The organism is Paenibacillus sp. V4I5 (genome assembly GCF_030817255.1).
Lineage (GTDB): Bacteria > Bacillota > Bacilli > Paenibacillales > NBRC-103111 > Paenibacillus_E.
Genome location: NZ_JAUSZB010000002.1, coordinates 4,729,414 through 4,751,016, shown reverse-complemented (window position 1 = coordinate 4,751,016; position 21,603 = coordinate 4,729,414). Strand labels below are relative to the sequence as shown.

Genomic DNA, 21,603 nt, shown 5'->3' with positions numbered 1-21,603 from the left:
CAATACCATCCGAATCGATGGGATTGAAGGCTTTTTGACTATTGGCTTATTTGCTTTTTTCCAAATATGCCTGCAGCCACTCGTTCGATTGCGCCAGCACTTGTTCTGCACGGGCAATCGCCTCTGTCACTTGGTTGCTGGCCGTTCCGCCGTAGACATTACGCGCGTTAACCACTTGCTCAGGTTGTAGGACCTGATAAATATCGGACTCGAAAAGGCTGGAGAAGGTTTTGAACTCCTCGATGCTCATATCGAGTAGATATTTTTTGTTTTGGATGCAGTACAAAACTGTTTTACCAATCACTTCGTGCGCCTGACGGAAAGGCAATCCTTTGTTCACCAGGTAATCGGCGATATCCGTAGCGTTCGAGAAATCTTGGTTTACAGCTTGTCTCATGCGATCCGAGTTTACTTTCATCGTAGAGACCATAGGAGCGAATAATTGAAGCGCGCCCTGCAGGGTACGAACCGTATCGAACATGCCTTCTTTGTCTTCCTGCATATCCTTGTTATAAGCCAGCGGCAGCGACTTGAGCACGGTCATCAGACCGAACAAGTTGCCGTAGACGCGGCCTGTTTTGCCGCGGACAAGCTCAGCCACGTCCGGGTTCTTCTTCTGCGGCATGATCGAGCTGCCGGTGCAGAAAGCATCATCGAGTTCGATGAACGCGAACTCGGTCGAGGACCAAAGCACCATTTCCTCGCTGAAGCGAGAAAGGTGCATCATGATCATGGACGCGTTAGAGAGGAACTCCAGGATGAAATCGCGGTCGCTGACCGCATCCAGGGAGTTCTCGTACACGCGTCCGAACCCGAGCTGCTCCGCCACGAAATGGCGGTCGATCGGGAAGGTCGTGCCCGCGAGCGCACCAGCGCCGAGCGGTAGCATGTCTACGCGCTTGTAGCTGTCCTGCAAGCGCTCAAGGTCACGCTGGAACATGCTGACGTAAGCCATCATGTGATGCGCGAACAGAATCGGCTGCGCACGCTGCAGATGCGTATACCCTGGGATAATCGTATCCAGATTATCCTTCGCTTTCTCAAGCAAAGCTTCCTGGAGCTTGATCAGCAGGCCTACGAACTCGACCACCCGCTTGCGCAGGTAGAGATGCATGTCCGTCGCCACTTGATCGTTACGGCTGCGGCCAGTATGAAGCTTGCCGCCGACAGGGCCGATCAAATCGATCAAGGTTTTCTCGATATTCATATGAATATCTTCATTCTGAATCGTGTACTCCAGCTCGCCACGGCGAATCATACCTTGGACAGCCAGCAAGCCATCCTTGATTTTCTCGACATCATCCGCAGGTAGAATGCCGCACTTGCCAAGCATAGTCACATGCGCCAAGCTGCCTTCAATATCTTCCTCCGCTAACTCTTTATCAAATGTAATAGATGCGGTATATTCTTCGACCAATTGGTCGGTTTTTTTCGTAAATCGTCCACCCCAAAGCTTAGACACCGTGCATGGCTCCTCTCGTATTAACACCTAATATAGGGATCTTTGAGCTGCGCTCAAAGTCTCTCTGCTGAATAGACTTATGGACACAGCCTTATTGACAACCCAAAGGCTTTCCACGAGGGAAAGCCAGCGGACCGTACTGCTATATAATTACTTCTTTGCGTTTTGTTCTACGCCAGAAGATACTTTCAGACGAAGTGCGTTCAAGCGGATGAATCCAGTTGCATCGCCTTGATCGTAGGCTTTCGTCGGATCTGCTTCCATTGTAGCAATTTCCGGATTGTACAAGGAAACTGGGCTTTTCACACCAGCGCCCATTACGTTGCCTTTGTACAATTTCAAGCGTACAGTACCTGTTACGTTCTTTTGGCTTTCTCCCACAAGTGCTTGAATTGCCAAACGCTCAGGTGCGAACCAGAAGCCGTTGTAGACTAGTGTTGCATATTTCGTAATGAGGGAATCACGAAGGTGCATGACATCGCGGTCCATCGTGAGGGATTCCATTTTGCGATGAGCGGTGAAAAGGATCGTACCGCCCGGAGTCTCGTACACGCCGCGGCTCTTCATGCCGACGAAACGGTTCTCGACCATGTCCACACGGCCAATACCGTGCTTGCCGCCGATTTCATTCAAGGTTTCCATAACTTGAAGAGGGGACAACTTTTTGCCATTGATAGCTACGCAGTCACCTTTGTCAAACTCAAGCTCGATATACTCCGCTTGATCTGGTGCATCTTCCGGAGCTACGCTCAGGACGTACATGCCTTTGTTTTCGTCGGATGCAGCATCAAACCAAGGATCTTCCAACATGCCGCTCTCGAAAGAGATATGCAGCAAATTGCGATCCGTCGAATACGGCTTCGCCGCCGATGCAGTCACCGGAATGCCGTGTTTCTCGGCATACGCGATCATCTCTGCGCGACCTGGGAACTGTTCGCGGAATTCTTCTAGACGCCAAGGCGCGATAACGGACAGCTCAGGCGCCAACGCCGCTGCTGTCAGCTCAAAGCGCACTTGGTCATTCCCTTTGCCGGTTGCTCCGTGAGCAATCGCTGTTGCGCCTTCAGCGCGAGCGATTTCAACCATGCGCTTCGCGATCAAAGGACGAGCAATCGAAGTGCCGAGCAAGTATTGCCCTTCATATAGAGCACCCGCTTGGAACATCGGGTTGATGAAATCCTTCGCGAACTCTTCGCGCAGGTCGTCGATGTAGATCTTGGATGCGCCGGTTTGGAGCGCTTTTTCCTCCAGACCGTCCAGCTCATCCTTTTGCCCAATATCCGCTGTGAAAGCAATAATTTCCGCGTCGTAAGTCTCCTTAAGCCATTTGAGGATAACCGATGTATCCAATCCGCCGGAATAGGCGAGAACGATTTTTTCCTTAGCCATGTCTTCTAATCTCTCCGTTTCTATGTCTGCTACGAATTATTATATCATTGTTGCGGCCATAATGGCCTTTTGCGCATGAAGACGATTCTCTGCTTGATCAAAAATGATAGAATTCGGTCCATCGATAACGCCTTCGCTCACTTCTTCCCCGCGGTGTGCAGGCAAGCAATGCATGAACAAATAATCTGATTTGGCATGCTTCACAAGCGCCTCATTGATTTGGAAATTCTTGAAAGCAATCTCCCGCTCCTTCTGCTCGGCCTCAAAGCCCATGCTTGCCCAAACGTCTGTGTAGACGACGTCCGCATTTTCAATCGCTTCGCGTGGATCGCGAGTAAGGAGGACACTGCCTCCGGTTTGCGCTGCGTTCTCTTTAGAATTCTGAATGACTTCCTTGTCGGGATCGTAGCCTTCCGGTGAGGCAATCGCGAAGTTCATCCCTAATTTACTTGCACCCATCATGAGGGAATGCACCATATTGTTGCCATCTCCGATGTAGGCGACTTTGAGACCTTTCAAACGGCCTTTTTTCTCCAAAACCGTCTGATAATCAGCCATAACCTGACAAGGATGAGCATAATCCGTCAATCCATTGATAACCGGTACCGTTGATCCGCGAGCAAGGTCAATCACTTTGCGGTGTTCGTACGTACGAATCATGATGCCATCCAGGTAACGGGACAGTGTTTGTGCGGTATCCCAAACGGTTTCGCCGCGTCCAAGCTGCAGATCATTTTTACTGAGGAAAAGAGCCTGACCCCCTAATTGGTACATTCCTACTTCAAAGGAAACACGCGTACGCGTCGAGGATTTCTCAAAAATCATTCCCAACGTCTTACCAGCGAGCACAGCATGCGGCTCTCTAGCTTTCTGTTTACGTTTAAGCTCGATCGCATAGTGAATCAAATATTCAATTTCTTCTGATGTATAATCAACTAAAGCAAGAAAATCCTTGCCCTTCAACTGGGCAGCCAGTTCTTCCTTTACAGCCATATTCATGTTATCCAACCTCTCTAAACGGAACTTTTTACTAGACGCTACTGATGGTTGATGCCTTCTGGGAGAGGACACTGCACACCACATCTAGGGCTTGATCTAAATCTTCTTGCGGTATGGTCAAAGCGGGCACCAGACGAATAACGTTCGGCCCTGCCGGAATCACGAGTACACCTTGCTTATGAATTTCACTAATGATTTCACCTGCTGGTTGTGTGCATTCGATCCCGATGAGGAGACCAATACCGCGAATATTGCTGATAAGCGGATTGCCTGCAAGCTTGCTTTCCAGCTTCTTCACTGTGTATGCGCCTAATTCCGCAGCACGCTCTGGCAGTTTGTTGGTGACAATCGTGTCCACAGCCGCATATCCAGCAGCCGTAGCTATCGGCGTTCCACCAAAGGTTGAACCGTGGCTTCCTGCGCTGAATGCTTCTGCCAAGAACGCTTTTCCTAACATAGCACCGATCGGAAACCCGCCACCAAGGCCTTTGGCCAACGTGAAAATATCCGGTTCCACCCCATAATGCTCATAGGCAAAAAGCTTACCCGTACGTCCCACGCCCGTCTGGATTTCATCCACGATTAGAAGCAGATTCTCTTGCTTGCACAGCTCTGCAATTTGTTTCACGAACTCCGGATCAGCCGGCAGTACGCCGCCTTCCCCTTGCACCATCTCCAGCATGATGGCACAGGTATGCTCATTGACGAGACTGCGGACAGCCTCGAAATCGTTATAAGGCGCATAGGCGAAGCCGCCAGGAAGCGGATGGAAGCCTTCCTTCACTTTATCCTGCCCTGTAGCCGTTAATGTCGCCAGCGTGCGTCCGTGGAACGACATGTTGAACGTGATAATCTCGTACCGACCATTGTTCAAAACCTTCTGGTTATAACGACGTGCCAGCTTAATTGCAGCCTCATTCGCTTCCGCGCCAGTGGAACAGAAGAATACCGCGTCTGCACAGCTATTATCTGTGAGTAAGGTTGCCAGCTTCTCCTGATTCGGAATATGAAAAAGATTGCTCACATGCCAAAGCTGATCGAGCTGTTCAATCAACTTCTCCTTCACCGCTTGAGGCGCGTGCCCGAGGTTCGTTACCGCAATCCCGCTCATCAAGTCAATGTATTCCTTGCCTGTATCGTCCCAGAGACGGCTGCCTTCCCCCTTCACTAGCGTGATTGGATATCTTGCGTAGGTTGGAAATAGCGAGCTTTTTCCTGTTTCAGTCATGTACATTCCCTCCTTAAAGTTTGTGGTTCAACCCATGAGTTCGAACTTGTGCCAAGCTAGATAAAGACATATGGCTGCAGCTGCAAATAAAATGATAGCTGTTACTCGATTCCTTCGCATTTTCATCCCGTATGCAATGAAAAAGATGGCTGCCGCTAATTTGGAGAAGCCTTGGTAAGCTGGATCATTCGAAAAGTAGGAATCGCTAAAAAGAAGTGCAATAAGCAAGGTTGTTGAAATAAGTATTCTAAACCATAAGGGCTCTCTTAGGAATTGTTTAAACATAAAAGTAATCCGCTGCATGACGGTTAACTCCATTCAAGAAGCCTTTGATTTTTAACTTCTATTAACGAACAATCCGTGTGCCAATCCCCGTGCCCTTCAGCACTTTGCTCAGCACGTTGGGCTCAGAGCCGTTTACGATGACAACTTCTTGGACCCTGCCTTGTATACAAGCAATCGCTGCTCGAACCTTCGGAATCATGCCCCCGTAGATGTCACCGCTCGCGATCATCTCTTCAATCTCTGCTACACTGACAACGGGAAGCACCTGCTTCTCGCCATCCACTGTTTTCATAATACCGGGAACGTCCGTCACCACAACCATCTGCTCCACACCAAGGTGAGAAGCAACAGCTCCTGCTGCTGTATCGGCATTAATGTTGTAACGCTGGCCGCCATCGGCGCCAAGTCCAACCGGTGCGATCACCGGGATGTACCCCATGCTTACGATACCTTGAATCAGCTCAGCATTTACTTTCGTAACATCACCAACGAGGCCAACTTCATGGCTGTTCGCCACCGGCTTCGCTTCAATTAAATGTCCATCCACACCGGACAATCCAAGGGCCGCTGCGCCTGTTAACTGAATTCGGCGTACGATCTCTTTGTTAATCTGACCGGAAAGCACCATCTCCACAACGTCGAGCACCGCTTCATTCGTTACCCGCAGACCGTTTACGAAACCGGACTCAATCCCCAGCTTCCCAAGCGTCTCCGAAATGGCAGGACCGCCGCCGTGAACGATGACAGTTACAATACCCTCATCTTGAAGCTGACGCATATCTTCAAAGAAACTAATCGGTAACGCAGCAAGCGTGCTGCCGCCGCATTTCATCACAAAGCAATTGTTCTTCACAAGCTTTCGGTCCCCTTTGCTTCCTTATATGCTAGCTTAAAACAAATCTAAGTCCGATAAGCCGCATTGATCCGCACATAATCATATGTTAAATCGCAGCCCCAGCCCGTTGCCTTGCCAGCGCCCATATGTAAATTCACATGAATTTGAATCGTATCTGTTTTCAAATAAGCAAGCGCCGCTTCCTCATCGAACTTTACTGGACGCGACTGCTCTAATACTGCGATATCGCCTAGGCGAATATCGACAGTGTTCACGTTCACCGGCTGTCCAGAGTAGCCGACAGCCGCAATGATCCGACCCCAGTTCGCGTCCGCGCCATAAACAGCGGATTTGACCAAGCTAGAGCCAATGATCGACTTCACGATCTTACGTGCCGCATCGTCGCTCTCCGCGCCGACTACCGTCGTCTCGATCAGCTTCGTTGCGCCCTCGCCGTCGCGCGCAATCGCCTTGGCGAGGTACTCGCCAACGTACTGGAACCCTGCCGCGAACGCTTCCCAATCCGGATGCTCCGGATTCAAAGCTTCGCCGCCAGCCAGCCCACTTGCCATCGCCACAACCATGTCGTTGGTGCTAGTATCCCCGTCAACGGTGATCATGTTGAACGTAGAATCTGTGATCCTGCTCAGCAGCAGCTGCAGGTATTCGCTCTCAATCGGCGCGTCGGTTGTCATGAAACCGAGCATCGTCGCCATGTTCGGGTGAATCATCCCCGAACCCTTCGCTGCCCCGGCAATGTGAATCTCTTTGCCGCCAACAACAACACGGACGCACGTCATCTTCTGCGTGAGATCCGTGGTAAGGATCGATTGGCAGAAGTCGTTTCCGCCGTCTGCCTTCACTTTAGCCGGCAGCTGCTCGATGCCGCTGAGTACTTTCCCCATCGGCAGCAACTCACCGATGACACCCGTGCTCGTCACGCCGACGTGGTGCTCCGCCACGCCTAGCGCCTTCGCACTAGCAGCGCGCATTGCATATGCGTCGTCCTCGCCCTGCTGGCCGGTACACGCATTCGCGTTGCCGCTGTTGACGATCATCGCCTGCAGCTTGCCGCCTTGGGCGATGCTCTCCTGCGTCACGCGTAGCGGTGCCGCTTGGAACGCGTTCAGCGTGTATACGCCCGCCGCTGCCGCCGGTACATCACAGACGATTGCGCCTAGATCATAGCGCTCCGTCTTCTTCAATCCACAGTGCAGACCACCTGCACGAAAGCCTTTCGGCGTCGTTACTGTGCCCTCTGGCACGACAGTAAAGCTCACTAGATCTAGCATGTTCGTCCTTCACCTGTCCTCATCTTCTCGTTATGGATACACCGGTGCGAACAACAGCCCTGTCGTTTCGTCCCAGCCTTGCATAATATTCAAATTCTGAATGGCCTGACCTGCAGCACCTTTAACTACATTGTCGATGACAGAAACGATGGTCACACGCCCCGTGCGCTCATCCACTGCAAAGCCGATATCGCAGTAGTTAGAGCCGAACACTTCCTTCGTAGAAGGGAGCTTACCATTTTGACGAATCCGCACAAATCTCCGACCTTCATAATACTGGCGGTACAATTCGATGAATTCCTCGGCGGTGTGTTCACCTTGTATCGTTGCGTACATGGTAGACATAATCCCGCGAGTCATAGGCACAAGATGTGTCGTGAACGTCGTAACAACGGGCTTACCCGCAACACGGCTGAGCGCCTGCTCGATTTCCGGAATATGCTGATGTTTATTTACTTTATAGGCTGTTAAATTCTCATTCGCTTCCGCATAGTGAAAGCCTAGACTAACGCCACGACCCGCTCCGGAAACGCCGGATTTGGCATCAATAATAATCGTCGAGGGATCGATCCAACCCGCTTTGACTGCAGGAATCAGACCAAGCAGCGTCGCTGTCGGATAGCAGCCTGGGTTAGCGATTAAATCACTGCCCTTCACTTCGTCGCCGAACACTTCGGACAAACCATATATCGATTGTGCCAATGCTTCCTCAGAAGCAGCTGTTTTTTTATACCACTTTTCATAGTCCGCAGCCGATTTAAGTCTGAGGTCCCCAGAGATATCAATAACCTTCAAGCCAGCTGCCAGAAGCTTTGGTGAAAGTTCTGCACTCACACCAGCTGGTGTCGCCAAGAACACAACGTCTGCTTTGCCCGCAATCAAGTTAACATCAAGCACATCTAGAATATCCACAACCACTTCCTGCAAGTGTGGAAAATGCTCCGCAAGCGGCGCCCCTGCATTAGAGGTCGAGATGACCGAAGTAATCTGTACCAAAGGATGCGCCTGCAATAAACGAATCAACTCCGCACCACCATAACCCGTGGCTCCAATAATAGCCGCCCTAACTCCATGACTCATTCGAATTTCCCTCCCGATGTTCCGAAAATATATGTATTATTATACAGTCGTATACATAATAATTCAATGAATTTTTTTATGCGGATTTTGACAATTAGATTGTGCCTGTGCAAGGCATTTCAAGGCTTTTTTACATTAAAATCGACAAATCTTTTATTCTTTGGGTTCCTGCCTTCCGACAAGAAGTATACATAATATGCATCAATTAAACGTAACATGTGCATAAAAACAATGCTTTCTCATCGATACCCGTTTGATTGTCAAATCAATTATCACAAATTATACGCTATACAGGCAAATCCTGTATGTGAATATTTCAAGTTATTCAAGAAGTGTGGGTAAGTAATATGGTTATCCACAGATTATGCACACTTTATCCACAAGCGACTCTTTCCTTAACAAAGTTATGCACAAAAAGACGCACCTTAAGTGCGCCAATCTATCACAAAGCTTCTCGCTATGCATGTCGTTTGAAACCTTCCCCTAGAACCTCATTCGTTTCGCTCAAAATGACAAAAGCCTGCGGATCCACCGACTGGACTAGTGTTTTCAATCGACTTACTTCATTTTGTTTCACAACGACCATTAAGACCGTTCGCGATTCGCCTGTAAATCCTCCGGACCCATTAAGCTCCGTAAGTCCACGGTCCAAATCATATAAAATCGCCTTGCGTATGGCTTCTGTATGATCAGAAATAATGAAGGCCACTTTGGCATAGTTGAAGCCGAGTTGAACGATATCTATTGTTTTCGTGGTGACAAATAACCCAATCAATCCGTATAGTGCATTTTCCGGTGTAAAAACAAGCGCTGAACCTAGAATGACCAGACCATCAAAAATCGCTACCGAGAAACCTAAACTTAAGCCTGTGTATTTATGTAGGATTTGAGCAGCCAGACCGAGTCCGCCTGTAGACCCGCGTCCTCGGAAGACGATGCCGAGTCCAAGTCCAACGCCAATACCTCCATAGACAGACGCGAGCAAGGGATTTTGCGTTGGTACCCCTAAATGGCTTGTTACAAGTACGCACAGTGGAAATATAACCGACCCGACAGCCGCCTTAACCCCGAATTGCCCGCCAAGCAGCCATAGGGCTAACAAGAAAATCGGTATATTCAGGGCCCACTGCGTAATCGCTGGATTCAGACCCGTCAAATGCTGAACAATCGTAGAAAGACCTGAAACCCCACCCGTCGCAATTTGATTCGGGTTCAAAAAACAGTTAAAACTAGCCGCCATAATCAGCGAGCCGATCAGCATCAATATATACTCAAATACGGTATGTGCTGGGCTTCCTATCCGTATTCGCGGTTCTTTTCTGGGCACGAACGGCCCTCCTCTCGGTACCAATTAAACATGCCCATATCCCTTGTAGCATGTGTTTCAAGCCTACTCCTACAACAAGGGTGCACTCATATTTTTACCGTAAAATATCTCGTCCATCTCCCACTTTACACTTTCCGTAATGTCCTTCTGCTCGGCTACGCTCAGCTTGTCTTTCGTATAACCGAACAAATAATTGTTTAAATCAAATTTCTTCAGCTTACATTTCGTATGAAAAATATTTTCCTGATAGACGTTCACATCAATCATGTCGTACATGCTTTTAATTTCCTCAGGAATGTAGTTCTGAATCGAACTAATATCATGATCAATAAACAGCTTATGCCCGTTGATATCCCGAGTGAAGCCGCGAACCCGATAATCCATCGTCATAATATCCGTATCGAAGGAATGGATTAAGTAATTCAGTGCCTTTAGCGGCGAAATTTCCCCGCATGTAGATACATCAATATCCGCCCTAAACGTGCTAATCCCTTCATCAGGATGATATTCCGGATAGGTATGAACAGTGATATGGCTGGTGTTCAGGTGCATAAGCACCGTCTCCGGCAGAGGCCCTGGGGATTCCTCAAATGAAGCGTCAGGAGCGCCCTCCACAGGACCCTCAGAAACCAACATCGTTACGCTTGCTCCTTGCGGATCATAATCCTGCTTGGCCACATTGAGCACATGAGCACCGATGATATCCGCGACCGCTTTGAGAATTTTGGTTAGCCGGGCTGCATTGTACTGTTCGTCAATATATTCTATGTAGGCTTCGCGCTCTTCTTTGGTTCTGGTGTAGCAGATATCGTACATATTGAAGCTCAATGATTTTGTAAGGTTGTTAAAGCCGTGCAGTGTAATGCGCTGCTCTGTCGTAAGTGTCATGTTTCTTCTTCCTCCTTGTTGTTCCATCCTACTCTTTCCTTACCCAAACCCTGAATGACATTAAACTTGAAAAAATCCTACACCTTTCAGATGTAGGATAAACGTCTATTGCTCTATATATGCGTTTTGCGATTAGTAATGGTTCGGTGCACCAAGCTCTTCCAGCACACAGCTCATGTACCTGTTCTACTCCGGCTTCCGAATCTGATGACGCAGGTAAGCATCGATGAACATATTGAGATCTCCATCCATCACTGCGCCAATATTACCTGTTTCCGCTGAAGTCCTGTGATCTTTGACCATGCTATAGGGATGAAACACATAAGAGCGAATCTGGCTTCCCCATGCAATGTCAGACTGCTCGCCGCGAATCTCTGCGAGATGCTTCAGCTGCTCTTCGATCTTCCGCTCGTAGAGCTTGGAACGCAGCATCTTCATCGCTTTCTCGCGGTTCTTAATCTGCGAGCGTTCTTGCTGACAGCTCACCACGACACCCGTTGGTATGTGCGTTATCCGCACAGCCGAATCCGTGGTGTTGATGTGTTGACCGCCGGCGCCGCTCGCGCGGTACGTATCGATCTTGAGATCCTCGGAGCGGATCTCTCCCACATCCGTGTCGTCTTCGATCTCCGGCATGACGTCACACGACGCAAACGAGGTGTGACGACGACCGGAGGCGTCGAACGGCGAGATCCGAACGAGGCGATGCACGCCCTTCTCCGCCTTCAAATAGCCGTAGGCGTTGAAGCCTGTGATCTGCAGCGTGACACTCTTCACGCCGGCTTCGTCGCCGGGCAAATAGTCGAGCACCTCGACTTTGTAGCCCCGCTTCTCCGCCCAGCGGCGGTACATGCGCAGCAGCATCTCCGCCCAGTCCTGCGACTCGGTGCCGCCCGCACCGGGATGCAGCTCCAGGATCGCATTCAGCCGGTCATACGGCTGATTGAGGAGCAAGCCTAGCTCGAAGGATTCGAGCTTCTTCTTCAAAGCATCGATGCCTGACTCAATGTCTTTCGCTAGGCCTGCATCGCTCTCCTCTTCCTCGAGCTCGACCATGACCTGCAGGTCGTCGAACTCGTTCGAGAAGCCTTGGAACTGATCGACGACACTTTTGATGGCGTTGAGGTCCGCGATAGTCTTCTGGGCACGATCATTATCGTCCCAGAAGTCCGGCGCCCCCATTTTTTCCTCAAAATCCCCGATCGCTTCAAGCTTATGATCTAAGTCAAAGAGACCCCCGTAATTCGGTTAGTCGCTTTGCTGTCTCTCTTAAATCCTGTTTTACTTCTGGTTCCAGCATGTCTTACACCTCTTTTATTCTCTTGTGCCTAGGTTATACAGATCATGGTAGCAAGATAGCAGCGATTAGCTGCCTTGTCCGTGGCACTGTTTGAATTTCTTCCCGCTGCCGCATGGGCATGGGTCGTTGCGTCCAATACGCTGCTCATCGCCGCGCACGAGCGGTTTCTTCCCGCCGGCTTCATTCTTCGTATCCACCGCTTGACCTTCGGCTACTGCTTGACGCTCCAGGTTGCTTTGTACGTGAGCCTTCATGATGTACATCGCGACTTCTTCGCGGATATTCTCAATCATCTCTTGGAACATCTCGAAGCCTTCGAATTGATACTCACGCAGCGGATCCGTTCCGCCGTAAGCACGAAGATGAATACCTTGGCGCAGCTGATCCATCGCATCGATGTGATCCATCCATTTGCTATCTACCGCACGAAGAGCAACGACCTTTTCGAATTCACGCATGAATTCTTCACCAATCTCTGCTTCACGCTCATCATAACGTTTGCTAACGAGATCTTTGATGTAGTCAATAATCTCTTCTTGTTCTTTGCCCCAAATATTTTGATCCGTAATCTGGCCTTCTTCAGTTAAGAAGTTGTTGTTCACGAAGTTAGCCACTTCCTGAAGCTCCCACTCCTCCGGAATTTGTTCCTCCGGACAGTGCGCTTTCACGATGCGTTCGATAACCGCGTTGATCATACCTTCGATGACTTCACGAATATTTTCGGACTCCAGCAGCTCACGGCGCTGTTTATATATGATTTCCCGTTGTTGATTCATTACATCGTCATATTGAAGAACGACTTTACGAACGTCGAAGTTGTTACCCTCAACACGTTTTTGGGCCGATTCCACTGCACGCGTGATCAATTTGCTTTCGATCGGTTGATCTTCTTCCATACCGAGGCGGTCCATCATCGCCATGATGTTATCAGCGCCGAAACGTTTCATCAATTCGTCCTCAAGGGAGAGATAGAACTGTGAAGAACCAGGGTCACCCTGACGGCCTGCGCGTCCACGCAGCTGATTATCGATCCGTCTGCTTTCATGACGTTCTGTACCTATGATATGCAGTCCGCCTGCCTCATGTACGCCTTCACCGAGCACAATGTCCGTACCGCGACCCGCCATGTTCGTTGCGATCGTCACAGAGCCTGGTTGACCTGCGCGTGCTACGATTTCAGCTTCTTCTGCATGATACTTCGCATTCAGTACTTTGTGCTGAATGCCTTTCTTTTTGAGCATCTCCGACAATTTCTCAGAATTCTCAATAGACACAGTACCTACAAGAACTGGTTGGTTAAGCTTATGACGCTCAACAATTTGTTCAACAACCGCCTTGAACTTACCGTTCTCTGACTTATAGACCACATCCGGCAAATCCTTACGAATCATCGGACGGTTTGTAGGAACAATGATAACTTCAAGACCGTAAATTTTCTTGAGCTCTTCTTCTTCCGTTTTCGCAGTACCTGTCATACCCGCTAGTTTGCGGTACATCCGGAAATAGTTCTGGAATGTGATTGTCGCCAGCGTCATGCTCTCATTCTGAACTTGCAGCTGCTCTTTGGCCTCAATGGCTTGGTGCAGCCCATCACTATAACGACGGCCTGTCATAATACGGCCCGTGAATTCATCAACAATCATGACTTCGTCTTCTTGTACCACATAATCCACATCGCGTTTCATAATGAAACGAGCCTTGAGCCCTTGCGTCACGTGATGGTTGATATTCACATTCTGATGATCGAATAAGTTCTCAATGCCGAATGCCCGCTCCGCTTTAGCTACCCCTTCTTCAGTAAGAGCTACGGAACGCACTTTAATATCAATTGTGTAATCCTCTTCTTCTTTCAACTTAGCCACAAAACGGTCAGCCGCATAGTACAAGTCTGTCGACTTAGCAGCCTGTCCCGAAATAATCAACGGCGTTCTCGCCTCATCGACCAAAATGGAGTCAACTTCATCGATAACCGCAAAATAAAGCGGACGCTGAACCATCTGCTCTTTGTAAAGAACCATGTTATCACGCAAGTAATCAAAACCGTATTCGTTATTCGTACCATACGTAATATCACAAGCGTAAGCTGCTTGCTTCTCCTCATGTGACAGGTCATGGAGATTAACCCCAACTGTCAAACCGAGGAATTCATAGATCTGACCCATCTCGGCGCTATCACGTTGAGCCAAATAGTCATTGACCGTAACTACGTGTACGCCTCTTCCAAGCAAAGCATTCAAATAGACAGGGAGTGTTCCAACGAGCGTTTTCCCTTCCCCTGTTCTCATCTCCGCGATACGGCCTTCGTGAAGCACCATACCCCCGATGAGCTGAACGTCGTAATGACGTTTACCTAGTACACGTAAACCTGCTTCTCTAACGACAGCAAAAGCTTCCGGTAAAAGATCATCAAGTTCTTCGCCTTTTTCCAGGCGGTTTCTGAACTCAGTTGTCTTGCCTTTTAATTCCTCATCGGACAGCGGCTTAATGCTAGCTTCTAGGTCGTTGATATAATCAACGGCCTTGAGCATCCGTTTAATTTCCCGTTCATTGGAATCACCAAAAATTTTCTTCACTAGTCCTAGCATCGGTGAACCCCTTTCCCTTGCATTCGTATCCTTAAATTGTACCACTTTTGACGGTCTTGCCGCAACAAATGACCATTCTTACATCTGTATAAACCATCCACACTAGGTGAAAAGAGCACGTTTTTACTTATTTTCTATAGTATTGAATCGATGTTCCGATTGCATGCATGAGAAAAAGCTTAATTCGACAGAATCGAATCAAGCTCATTTTTTGTTTTAGGGATGTCTCGAGTTGCTCCGCTTTCTTATTAAACAGCCGGCTCAATCAGACCATACTTACCGTCATCTCGTTTGTAAACTACATTGACTTGATCTGTATCCATGTTCGAAAAAACGAAGAAATTATGGCCTACCATGTTCATTTGTAGAATCGCTTCTTCCACATCCATCGGCTTCAAATCGAAGCGTTTGTTGCGGACCAGTTCAAAGTCATCTTCCTCGTCCAAATAAGTGACAGGCGATGTTTCAACCTTAAATAAATCACGCTTGCCGCCATCTTGGCGAATTTTTCGATTCGTCCTCGTCTTATGCTTACGAATCTGGCGTTCCAACTTGTCCACGACCAAATCGATCGACGCATACATATCATTGTTGCGTTCTTCAGCTCGCAGCAGCACGCCTGTCAGGGGAATACCTACCTCAATCGTTTGTAAACCTTTAACCACACTTAGCTTTACTTGTACATCAGATGTAAGGGGAGCTTCAAAATACCTCTCTAGTCTGTTCAATTTCTTGTCGACATAGTCCCTGAGGGCTTCAGTTACTTCAAGGTGTTCTCCGCGAATGCTAATCATCATAGTTAAACATCTCCCTTCCTTCTTACATTATACTACATTCAACCCCCATCTTCATAATTCCTTTAAATTCCGAGCACACTATTTGCGCAAAAAAACACCCTAGAATAAAGCCCCAGGGTGCCAGTTAGTTCAGTAGATGTATTCAAGCGGCACAAAACGTACCGGAAGCTTATATTCTGCTTACATTAGCGGCTTGTGGTCCACGTGCGCCTTCTACGATGTCAAACTCAACAGCCTGACCTTCGTCTAACGTTTTGAAGCCTTCTGATTGAATCGCTGAGAAATGCACGAATACATCCCCGCCATCTTCACGCTCAATGAAACCATAACCTTTTTCTGCATTAAACCATTTTACTTTACCTTGCATAACGTACACATTCCTTTCGTTTTAAAAAATAATAAAATGTAAGCCCTTACTTTTCGACTATATCACCAGCCCGCTTGACCTGTCAATTTCTAACTTACCATTTGATGAAATATTTTGAAAATTCGGGTATATACAAGCCGTGGATAAGTGCAGAATTTGTAAAAACTTGTCGTATCGGGCTTCTTTACATTTTATCAACAAAGTTATGCACAAAACTGTACACATTATCCACAGGTTGAATTAGAGTTTATTCACAGGTCTAGTGTCTATTACGTATGGGTAGTACACATGTACAAAAGAAAAAGCAATCCAAACCAGTTGAACTGATTTTAGATTGCTTTTCTCATTCTTACTTCTGCACTTTAACAGTTGTTTGGCCAATAACTAAGTTACCATCCACATAACAACGGAACTCGAGGGTTACCTCAGATGCTGTCCAAGAGAAATCAGAACGTTCAAATTTAAACTGCCCTTGCTTCGCTTGGTTGTAGTAGCCGTTGTTGCTGGTCAGTGCTTTTACTCCATTAACTCTTGCTGTATTTAGATCGAAACCTTGGCTGTTCATGCCATTTGGCAACTCTACACGAACTGTGAAGACGCCATTGTTGCCTTTAATAACCTTTGGAGTAACCTCAATCGTTGCTGGTACATAAACTGTAATCTTTCTCTCGATTGTTGTACTCCATCCAGCACCATCTGTCGTAGTAACGGCGATCGTGTAAGTGCCCGGATTAGCTAATTGCAAGGTTTCTCCTTTAGTTAGAACTACTTCTGAAGCATTGTTAGGACCTACTACTGTCATTCTCTCAGAAGCAATACCTGACTGTTCATCTTTTGCCAAGTATGCCAATTGAACAGATGAGCCTAGTTTATACTCACTATTTACATCCATACTAATGACTGGTACTGTTTTATCAATCTTTACTTCTACAGTTCTTGCGACTTCTGTGTTGCCTGCTTCGTCAACCGAGTAGAAGGAGATTTGATTAATTCCTTCTTTCTCTACCACGATAGACGAGCCTTCCACATAGTCCGAACCATTTACTGCGTAATAGGTTTTCGCTACGCCGCTATTTGCATCTGCAGCTGTAAATGTTACAGCAACATTTTCTTTAAACCAGACAGTCGGTGTATTCGAGCTTGTTACTGGTGCTGTTTTGTCGATCTTTACTTCTACTGTATATGCAGCTTCTTTGTTACCTGCAGCATCGACTGAGTAGAAGGAGATTTGGTTCACTCCCTCTTCATCTACCACAAGGGACGTACCTTCTACATAGTCCAAACCATTTACTGCGTAGAAAGTTTTTGCCACGCCGCTACCTGTGTCTGTAGCTGAAAGTGTCAATGTTACATTTTCATTAGACCATGCTGAAGGTATGTTGGAGCTGGTTACTGGTGCACTTTTATCGATCTTCACTTCGACGGTTTGTGCAGCTTCTACATTTCCTACTTCGTCAACCGAGTAGAAGGAAATTTGATTGACACCTTCTTTGTCTACTACAAGAGTTGTCCCTTCCACATATTCCGTACCGTTTACTGCATAATAAGTTTTCGCTACACCGCTATTTGCATCCGCAGCCGTAAATGTTACAGCTACATTTTCTTTAGACCAGACCGTTGGTTCATTTAAAGCGGTCACTGGTGCTGTTTTATCAATTTTCACATCGATTGTTTGAGCTGCTTCTACATTGCCCGCCACATCAACTGTGTAGAAGGAAATCTGGTTGATGCCTTCTTTGTTAACTACAAGAGATGTGCCTTCTACATAGTCTGTACCGTTAAATGTGTAGTAAGTGCTTGCGATGCCGCTGCCTGTGTCTGCCGCTGTAAGTGTTACAGTCACATTCTCTTGTGTCCAAGCTGTAAGAGCATTAGCATTTGTCGTTGGTGCAGCTTTGTCAACCTTCACTTCTGTCGTTTGTGTGGACTCAACGTTGCCTGCCACGTCAACCGAGTAGAAGGAAATTTGGTTGACTCCCTCTTTGTCTATTACAAGGGATGTACCCTCTACATAGTCAGAACCGTTCAGTGCGTAGTAAGTTTTCGCAACTCCACTAGCAGCGTCTGCTGCTGTAAACGTTACAGTTATATTTTCTCTAGACCATACTGACGACGGTGCATTCGAGCTTGTGACTGGCTTGGTCTTATCAACTTTAACGGTAATGGTTTGTACCGCTTCTTTATTGCCTACTTTATCCACAGAGTAAAAAGATACTTTGTGAATGCCTTCCTCAGAAACCGTAAGTGAAGTACCTTCTACAAATGCTTGATCATTTACAGCATAGTAAGTTTTCTGAACACCTGTATCATCATCAGTAGCAGATAAAGTAACTACATGACTGGAATTTGTCCAATCAGACGATGCCTGAGCTGTAGTAGTAGGTGCTGTAGTATCCAGGATTAACTTGGCTAGGACTGTGTTAGACGGCTCCGATTCTCCAAATGAGTTACTATATGAAGTCACATAGTACTCGTGATCCGCATAGGACAAGTTAGAAACCGTGTAAGATAGATTGTTCAAGTTTTTCGTTAAAAGAACTGGTTTGCCATCGATGATTTCATAAACATTATATCCATTAGCATAAGTGATGAAATCCCAAGTAATGCGAGCACTTGTATCTGTTAATAGCTTCAAGCTTGCACTTGGCGGCTGCATAGTTGGATACACAATTGTTTCAGTTATTCTATTAGAAGCAATTGACTCTCCAAACCGAGTGTTATAAGCCGTTACTTCAAAATAGTGGATATCTTCAGTTAAGTTATAAATAGAATAGGTTAATGCAGTTCCCTTATACAATAATTGCCGTACTCCATCTGTTACTTTGTACACACGGTATTCATCTGCCCAAGTTACCACCGGCCAAGTGAATGTCATGTTGTTAGCATTAAACACCGAACCTTTCAGAATCGGAGGCTGGACAACAGGCCACACTAGATTGAAGTGGATTACGCCTGCTTTTGGCGATTCACCGAAAGTATTGTTAACGGAGTTCACCTCGTACGTGAAATCACCTTCCGGCATGTTGGTAAACGCTGCTGTCGTGCCTGTTACTGTTTTCACCAGTTCTCTTTCACCATTTTGAATTCGGTAAACTTTGTAAGAAGTGGCATAGGTAGCAGCAGTCCATCTTAAGGTAAAATCATTACCTTTTGTTATGCTGTAGGTCGGATTAGCCGGTGCCTGCATAATAGGGAAAACTAAATTGAAAATAACCTGTTTACCTTCATGGGATTCACCGAAGCGATCACTAAAAGAGTGAACTTCATACGTATACTCCCCTGCAGGCATGTTATTGAATGCTGTTGAAGTACCAATCTGTGTTTTTTTCAACTCTTTTTGACCATCAATGATTTGGTAAACTTTATAACTTGTGGCATAAGGAACTACATCCCACTTTAATGTAATGTTATTACCTGCTGTTATCGTTTGCGTTAGAGTTTCGGGTGCCTGCATCTCCTGGTATTCCAGGGTCAACGCAGCTATACTGCCTTCCGAAGATTCTCCAAAACGATCACTATAAGAGTATACCTCAAAGCGGAGATCACCGGCTGCAATTTTTATGTAAGTGACAGCAGTTGTGGTTAACGTACTTTTCAACACTTTTTGACCATCAATGATCTGATATACTTTGTAAGCTGTCGCAAAAGGTACTGCATCCCATTTCAATGTGAGATCATTACCGTTCGCAATACTGTTTGTCAAATTTCCTGGAGCATCCATATTTGGATATACTAAATTGAAGCTAACTTGACTGCCTTCTTGCGATTCTCCAAATCGAGAACTTACTGTGTGCACTACATACGTATGATTTCCTGCCACTACATTTGTTAAAGTAGTTGTTAAAAATAGTCCCGACTTCCTAAGAACCTTTTGATTATCTATGAGTTCATATACATTGTAGCTTGTTGCATTTGTTGCAGCTGTCCAAGTAAGAACAATGTCATTCCCTTTTTGAATCTTATACGCAAGATTAGTTGGAGGCACTATGATCGGATAAACGACGGTAAAGGATACCTGAGTGCCCTCTGCTGATTCACCGAAACGGCTTGATACCGAGTGAACCTCATATTTGTATTCCCCTGCAGGCATATTCGTGTGTGTCACGGTTGTCCCTGTTACTGTGCTCTTTAAAATTCGTTGTCCATCTACAACCTGATACACTTTATAGCTGTTCGCATTGGTTGCAGTTGCCCATGTCAATACGATGTCATTCCCATTTTGAATCTTATATGCAAAATTATCCGGCCGTAGCATTGGCACATCTGCTAGTGTAAATGAGACCACGCTACCTTCCACAGACTCACCAAAACGACTTGAGACGGAATGAACTTCATAATTATAATCCCCACTAGCCATCTTGGTGTATGTTACAGTCGTTCCTGTCACTGTACTCATTAAGACAGGTTGTCCATCAACGATTTGATATACTTTATAGCTATTAGCGTAAACTGCACTATTCCATGTTAATACGATATCGTTAAGGTTTTGAACTTTATATGTAAGATTACCAGGACTCGCCATCACAACAGCTTCTAATGGAACGGATACCAGACGCCCTTCGGCTGATTCACCGAATCGTGTTGAAAAGGAATGAATCTCATACGTATAATTCCCCGCTGGCATGTTCGTATAAGAAACAGTTGTTCCTGTTACTGTACTCTTCAACTCGGGCTTACCATCAACGATCTGGTACACTTTATAGGAATTAGCATTCGTAGCGCTTGTCCATGTTAGAACGATATCGTTGCCGTTTTGAATCTTGGATGTAAAGCTGTTAGGAGGCAGCATAGTTACCTCACCAACGGTTACGCTTATGCTACTGCTTTGTGTTGATTCGCCAAATCGATCACTGTAAGAACGAACTTCATAGCTGTAATCCCCGGATTCCATGCCGGTGTACTTTACATTTGTTCCGCTTACCGTGCTTTTAAGAACTAGTACAGCATCAATGATTTGAAATACTTTGTAATTCGTTGCGTATGGTACGGCACTCCAACTTAGATTAATATCATTAAAGTTTGTAACTGTAGATATTAGATTGCTTGGTGCCGTCATAACTGGATGAACCAGTTCAATTTGTTTTGTTGTAGATATAGATGATTCACCATACATGGAGTTAGCAGATGTTACTGCAAATGTATAGGTACCTGCAGTTGCATTAGTAATTGTATATGTACGTCCTGTTGTAGAAGTGACTAACGTCTGCTGACCGTTTCCATCAACATTGTAAAGCTTGTAAGATTGCGCGTGCTGGGAAGCTCCCCAATTTACCACGATATCATTTCCTTTTTGGACAGCAGCAGTTAACGTTGTCGGTGCCAGCATATCCGGATAGTCGATCGAAACGGTTATCGGTGCACTCGGTCCAGATTCTCCATCCGAGCTCAATGTTGATACAACATAACGGTACGAACCTTCTGAGAGGTCATTCCTCATATAGGTTGCACCAGTTACTGTGCCAAGCAGCATCAGCTGTCCTTCCGTTATTTCATAAAGATTGTAACCTGTCGCCCCGTATACCGGATCCCATGTAATCTTCACATCATCCGGGCTCAAAGCAGTGTAAGCTAGATTACTTGGCGGCAAGATTGAACTATTTGCTGCAAATGCACTGGCCGTCGAAAATAGTAATTGGAAAATGAGTAGAAATGATATCAATACCGACAACTTACTTTTCATTTTATTCGACATCGTTTTGTCCTACCTTTCGATTTGCATGGGTATTTAAGCCTAATAAAAAAGAACCTTTACAAGGTTCATAGAGGATC

15 protein-coding genes are annotated in these 21,603 nt (G+C 46.6%); all 15 read right to left on the bottom strand.

The features are described from left to right. Positions 1-46: 46 nt before the first annotated feature. Positions 47-1,462: an argininosuccinate lyase gene (argH, locus tag QFZ78_RS23665; RefSeq protein WP_307551191.1), complete on the bottom strand. Its 1,416-nt coding sequence runs from the start codon at positions 1,460-1,462 to the stop codon at positions 47-49. Positions 1,463-1,612: 150 nt separating this feature from the next. Beyond that, positions 1,613-2,851, bottom strand: coding sequence for an argininosuccinate synthase (locus QFZ78_RS23660; protein WP_307551189.1), 1,239 nt, complete (start codon positions 2,849-2,851; stop codon positions 1,613-1,615). Between the two features lie 39 nt (positions 2,852-2,890). Continuing rightward, entirely contained in the window at positions 2,891-3,850 is a 960-nt protein-coding gene (argF, locus tag QFZ78_RS23655) for an ornithine carbamoyltransferase (protein ID WP_307551187.1), read from the bottom strand. A 31-nt stretch (positions 3,851-3,881) separates the two neighbouring features. Continuing rightward, positions 3,882-5,078, bottom strand: a complete 1,197-nt coding sequence (locus QFZ78_RS23650; protein WP_307551185.1) for an acetylornithine transaminase — start codon at positions 5,076-5,078, stop codon at positions 3,882-3,884. Between the two features lie 27 nt (positions 5,079-5,105). Then, on the bottom strand, positions 5,106-5,381 hold the full coding sequence (locus QFZ78_RS23645; RefSeq protein WP_307551183.1) for a hypothetical protein: 276 nt from the start codon (positions 5,379-5,381) through the stop codon (positions 5,106-5,108). 43 nt (positions 5,382-5,424) lie between these two features. Further along, the gene (gene argB, locus QFZ78_RS23640) at positions 5,425-6,195 is read right to left on the bottom strand and encodes an acetylglutamate kinase (protein WP_307555860.1); all 771 of its coding nucleotides are present in this window, start codon (positions 6,193-6,195) and stop codon (positions 5,425-5,427) included. A gap of 68 nt (positions 6,196-6,263) precedes the next feature. Then, positions 6,264-7,490 carry a bifunctional glutamate N-acetyltransferase/amino-acid acetyltransferase ArgJ gene (argJ, locus tag QFZ78_RS23635; RefSeq protein WP_307551181.1) on the bottom strand — a complete coding sequence of 409 codons (1,227 nt, stop codon included), beginning with the start codon at positions 7,488-7,490 and terminating at the stop codon, positions 6,264-6,266. Between the two features lie 30 nt (positions 7,491-7,520). Further along, positions 7,521-8,570 (bottom strand): N-acetyl-gamma-glutamyl-phosphate reductase, encoded by a 1,050-nt coding sequence (gene argC, locus QFZ78_RS23630; protein ID WP_307551180.1) that lies wholly within the window; start codon positions 8,568-8,570, stop codon positions 7,521-7,523. Positions 8,571-9,027: 457 nt separating this feature from the next. Then, positions 9,028-9,897 (bottom strand): YitT family protein, encoded by an 870-nt coding sequence (locus QFZ78_RS23625; RefSeq protein WP_307551178.1) that lies wholly within the window; start codon positions 9,895-9,897, stop codon positions 9,028-9,030. A gap of 69 nt (positions 9,898-9,966) precedes the next feature. Beyond that, positions 9,967-10,785 (bottom strand): adenosylmethionine decarboxylase, encoded by an 819-nt coding sequence (gene speD, locus QFZ78_RS23620; protein WP_307551176.1) that lies wholly within the window; start codon positions 10,783-10,785, stop codon positions 9,967-9,969. A 186-nt stretch (positions 10,786-10,971) separates the two neighbouring features. Further along, positions 10,972-12,085, bottom strand: a protein-coding gene (prfB, locus tag QFZ78_RS23615; RefSeq protein WP_307551174.1) for a peptide chain release factor 2 whose coding sequence is annotated in 2 segments (ribosomal slippage) — positions 10,972-12,012 and positions 12,014-12,085 — 1,113 coding nt in all. Because the reading frame shifts where the segments join, the coding sequence is not laid out codon by codon here. Positions 12,086-12,150: 65 nt separating this feature from the next. After that, the gene (gene secA / locus QFZ78_RS23610) at positions 12,151-14,670 is read right to left on the bottom strand and encodes a preprotein translocase subunit SecA (protein ID WP_307551172.1); all 2,520 of its coding nucleotides are present in this window, start codon (positions 14,668-14,670) and stop codon (positions 12,151-12,153) included. Positions 14,671-14,918: 248 nt separating this feature from the next. Beyond that, positions 14,919-15,467 (bottom strand): ribosome hibernation-promoting factor, HPF/YfiA family, encoded by a 549-nt coding sequence (gene hpf, locus QFZ78_RS23605; RefSeq protein ID WP_307551170.1) that lies wholly within the window; start codon positions 15,465-15,467, stop codon positions 14,919-14,921. A gap of 169 nt (positions 15,468-15,636) precedes the next feature. Further along, positions 15,637-15,834, bottom strand: coding sequence for a cold shock domain-containing protein (locus tag QFZ78_RS23600; protein ID WP_047682118.1), 198 nt, complete (start codon positions 15,832-15,834; stop codon positions 15,637-15,639). Between the two features lie 349 nt (positions 15,835-16,183). Continuing rightward, positions 16,184-21,526 carry an OmpL47-type beta-barrel domain-containing protein gene (locus QFZ78_RS23595; RefSeq protein ID WP_307551168.1) on the bottom strand — a complete coding sequence of 1,781 codons (5,343 nt, stop codon included), beginning with the start codon at positions 21,524-21,526 and terminating at the stop codon, positions 16,184-16,186. Positions 21,527-21,603: the final 77 nt, after the last annotated feature.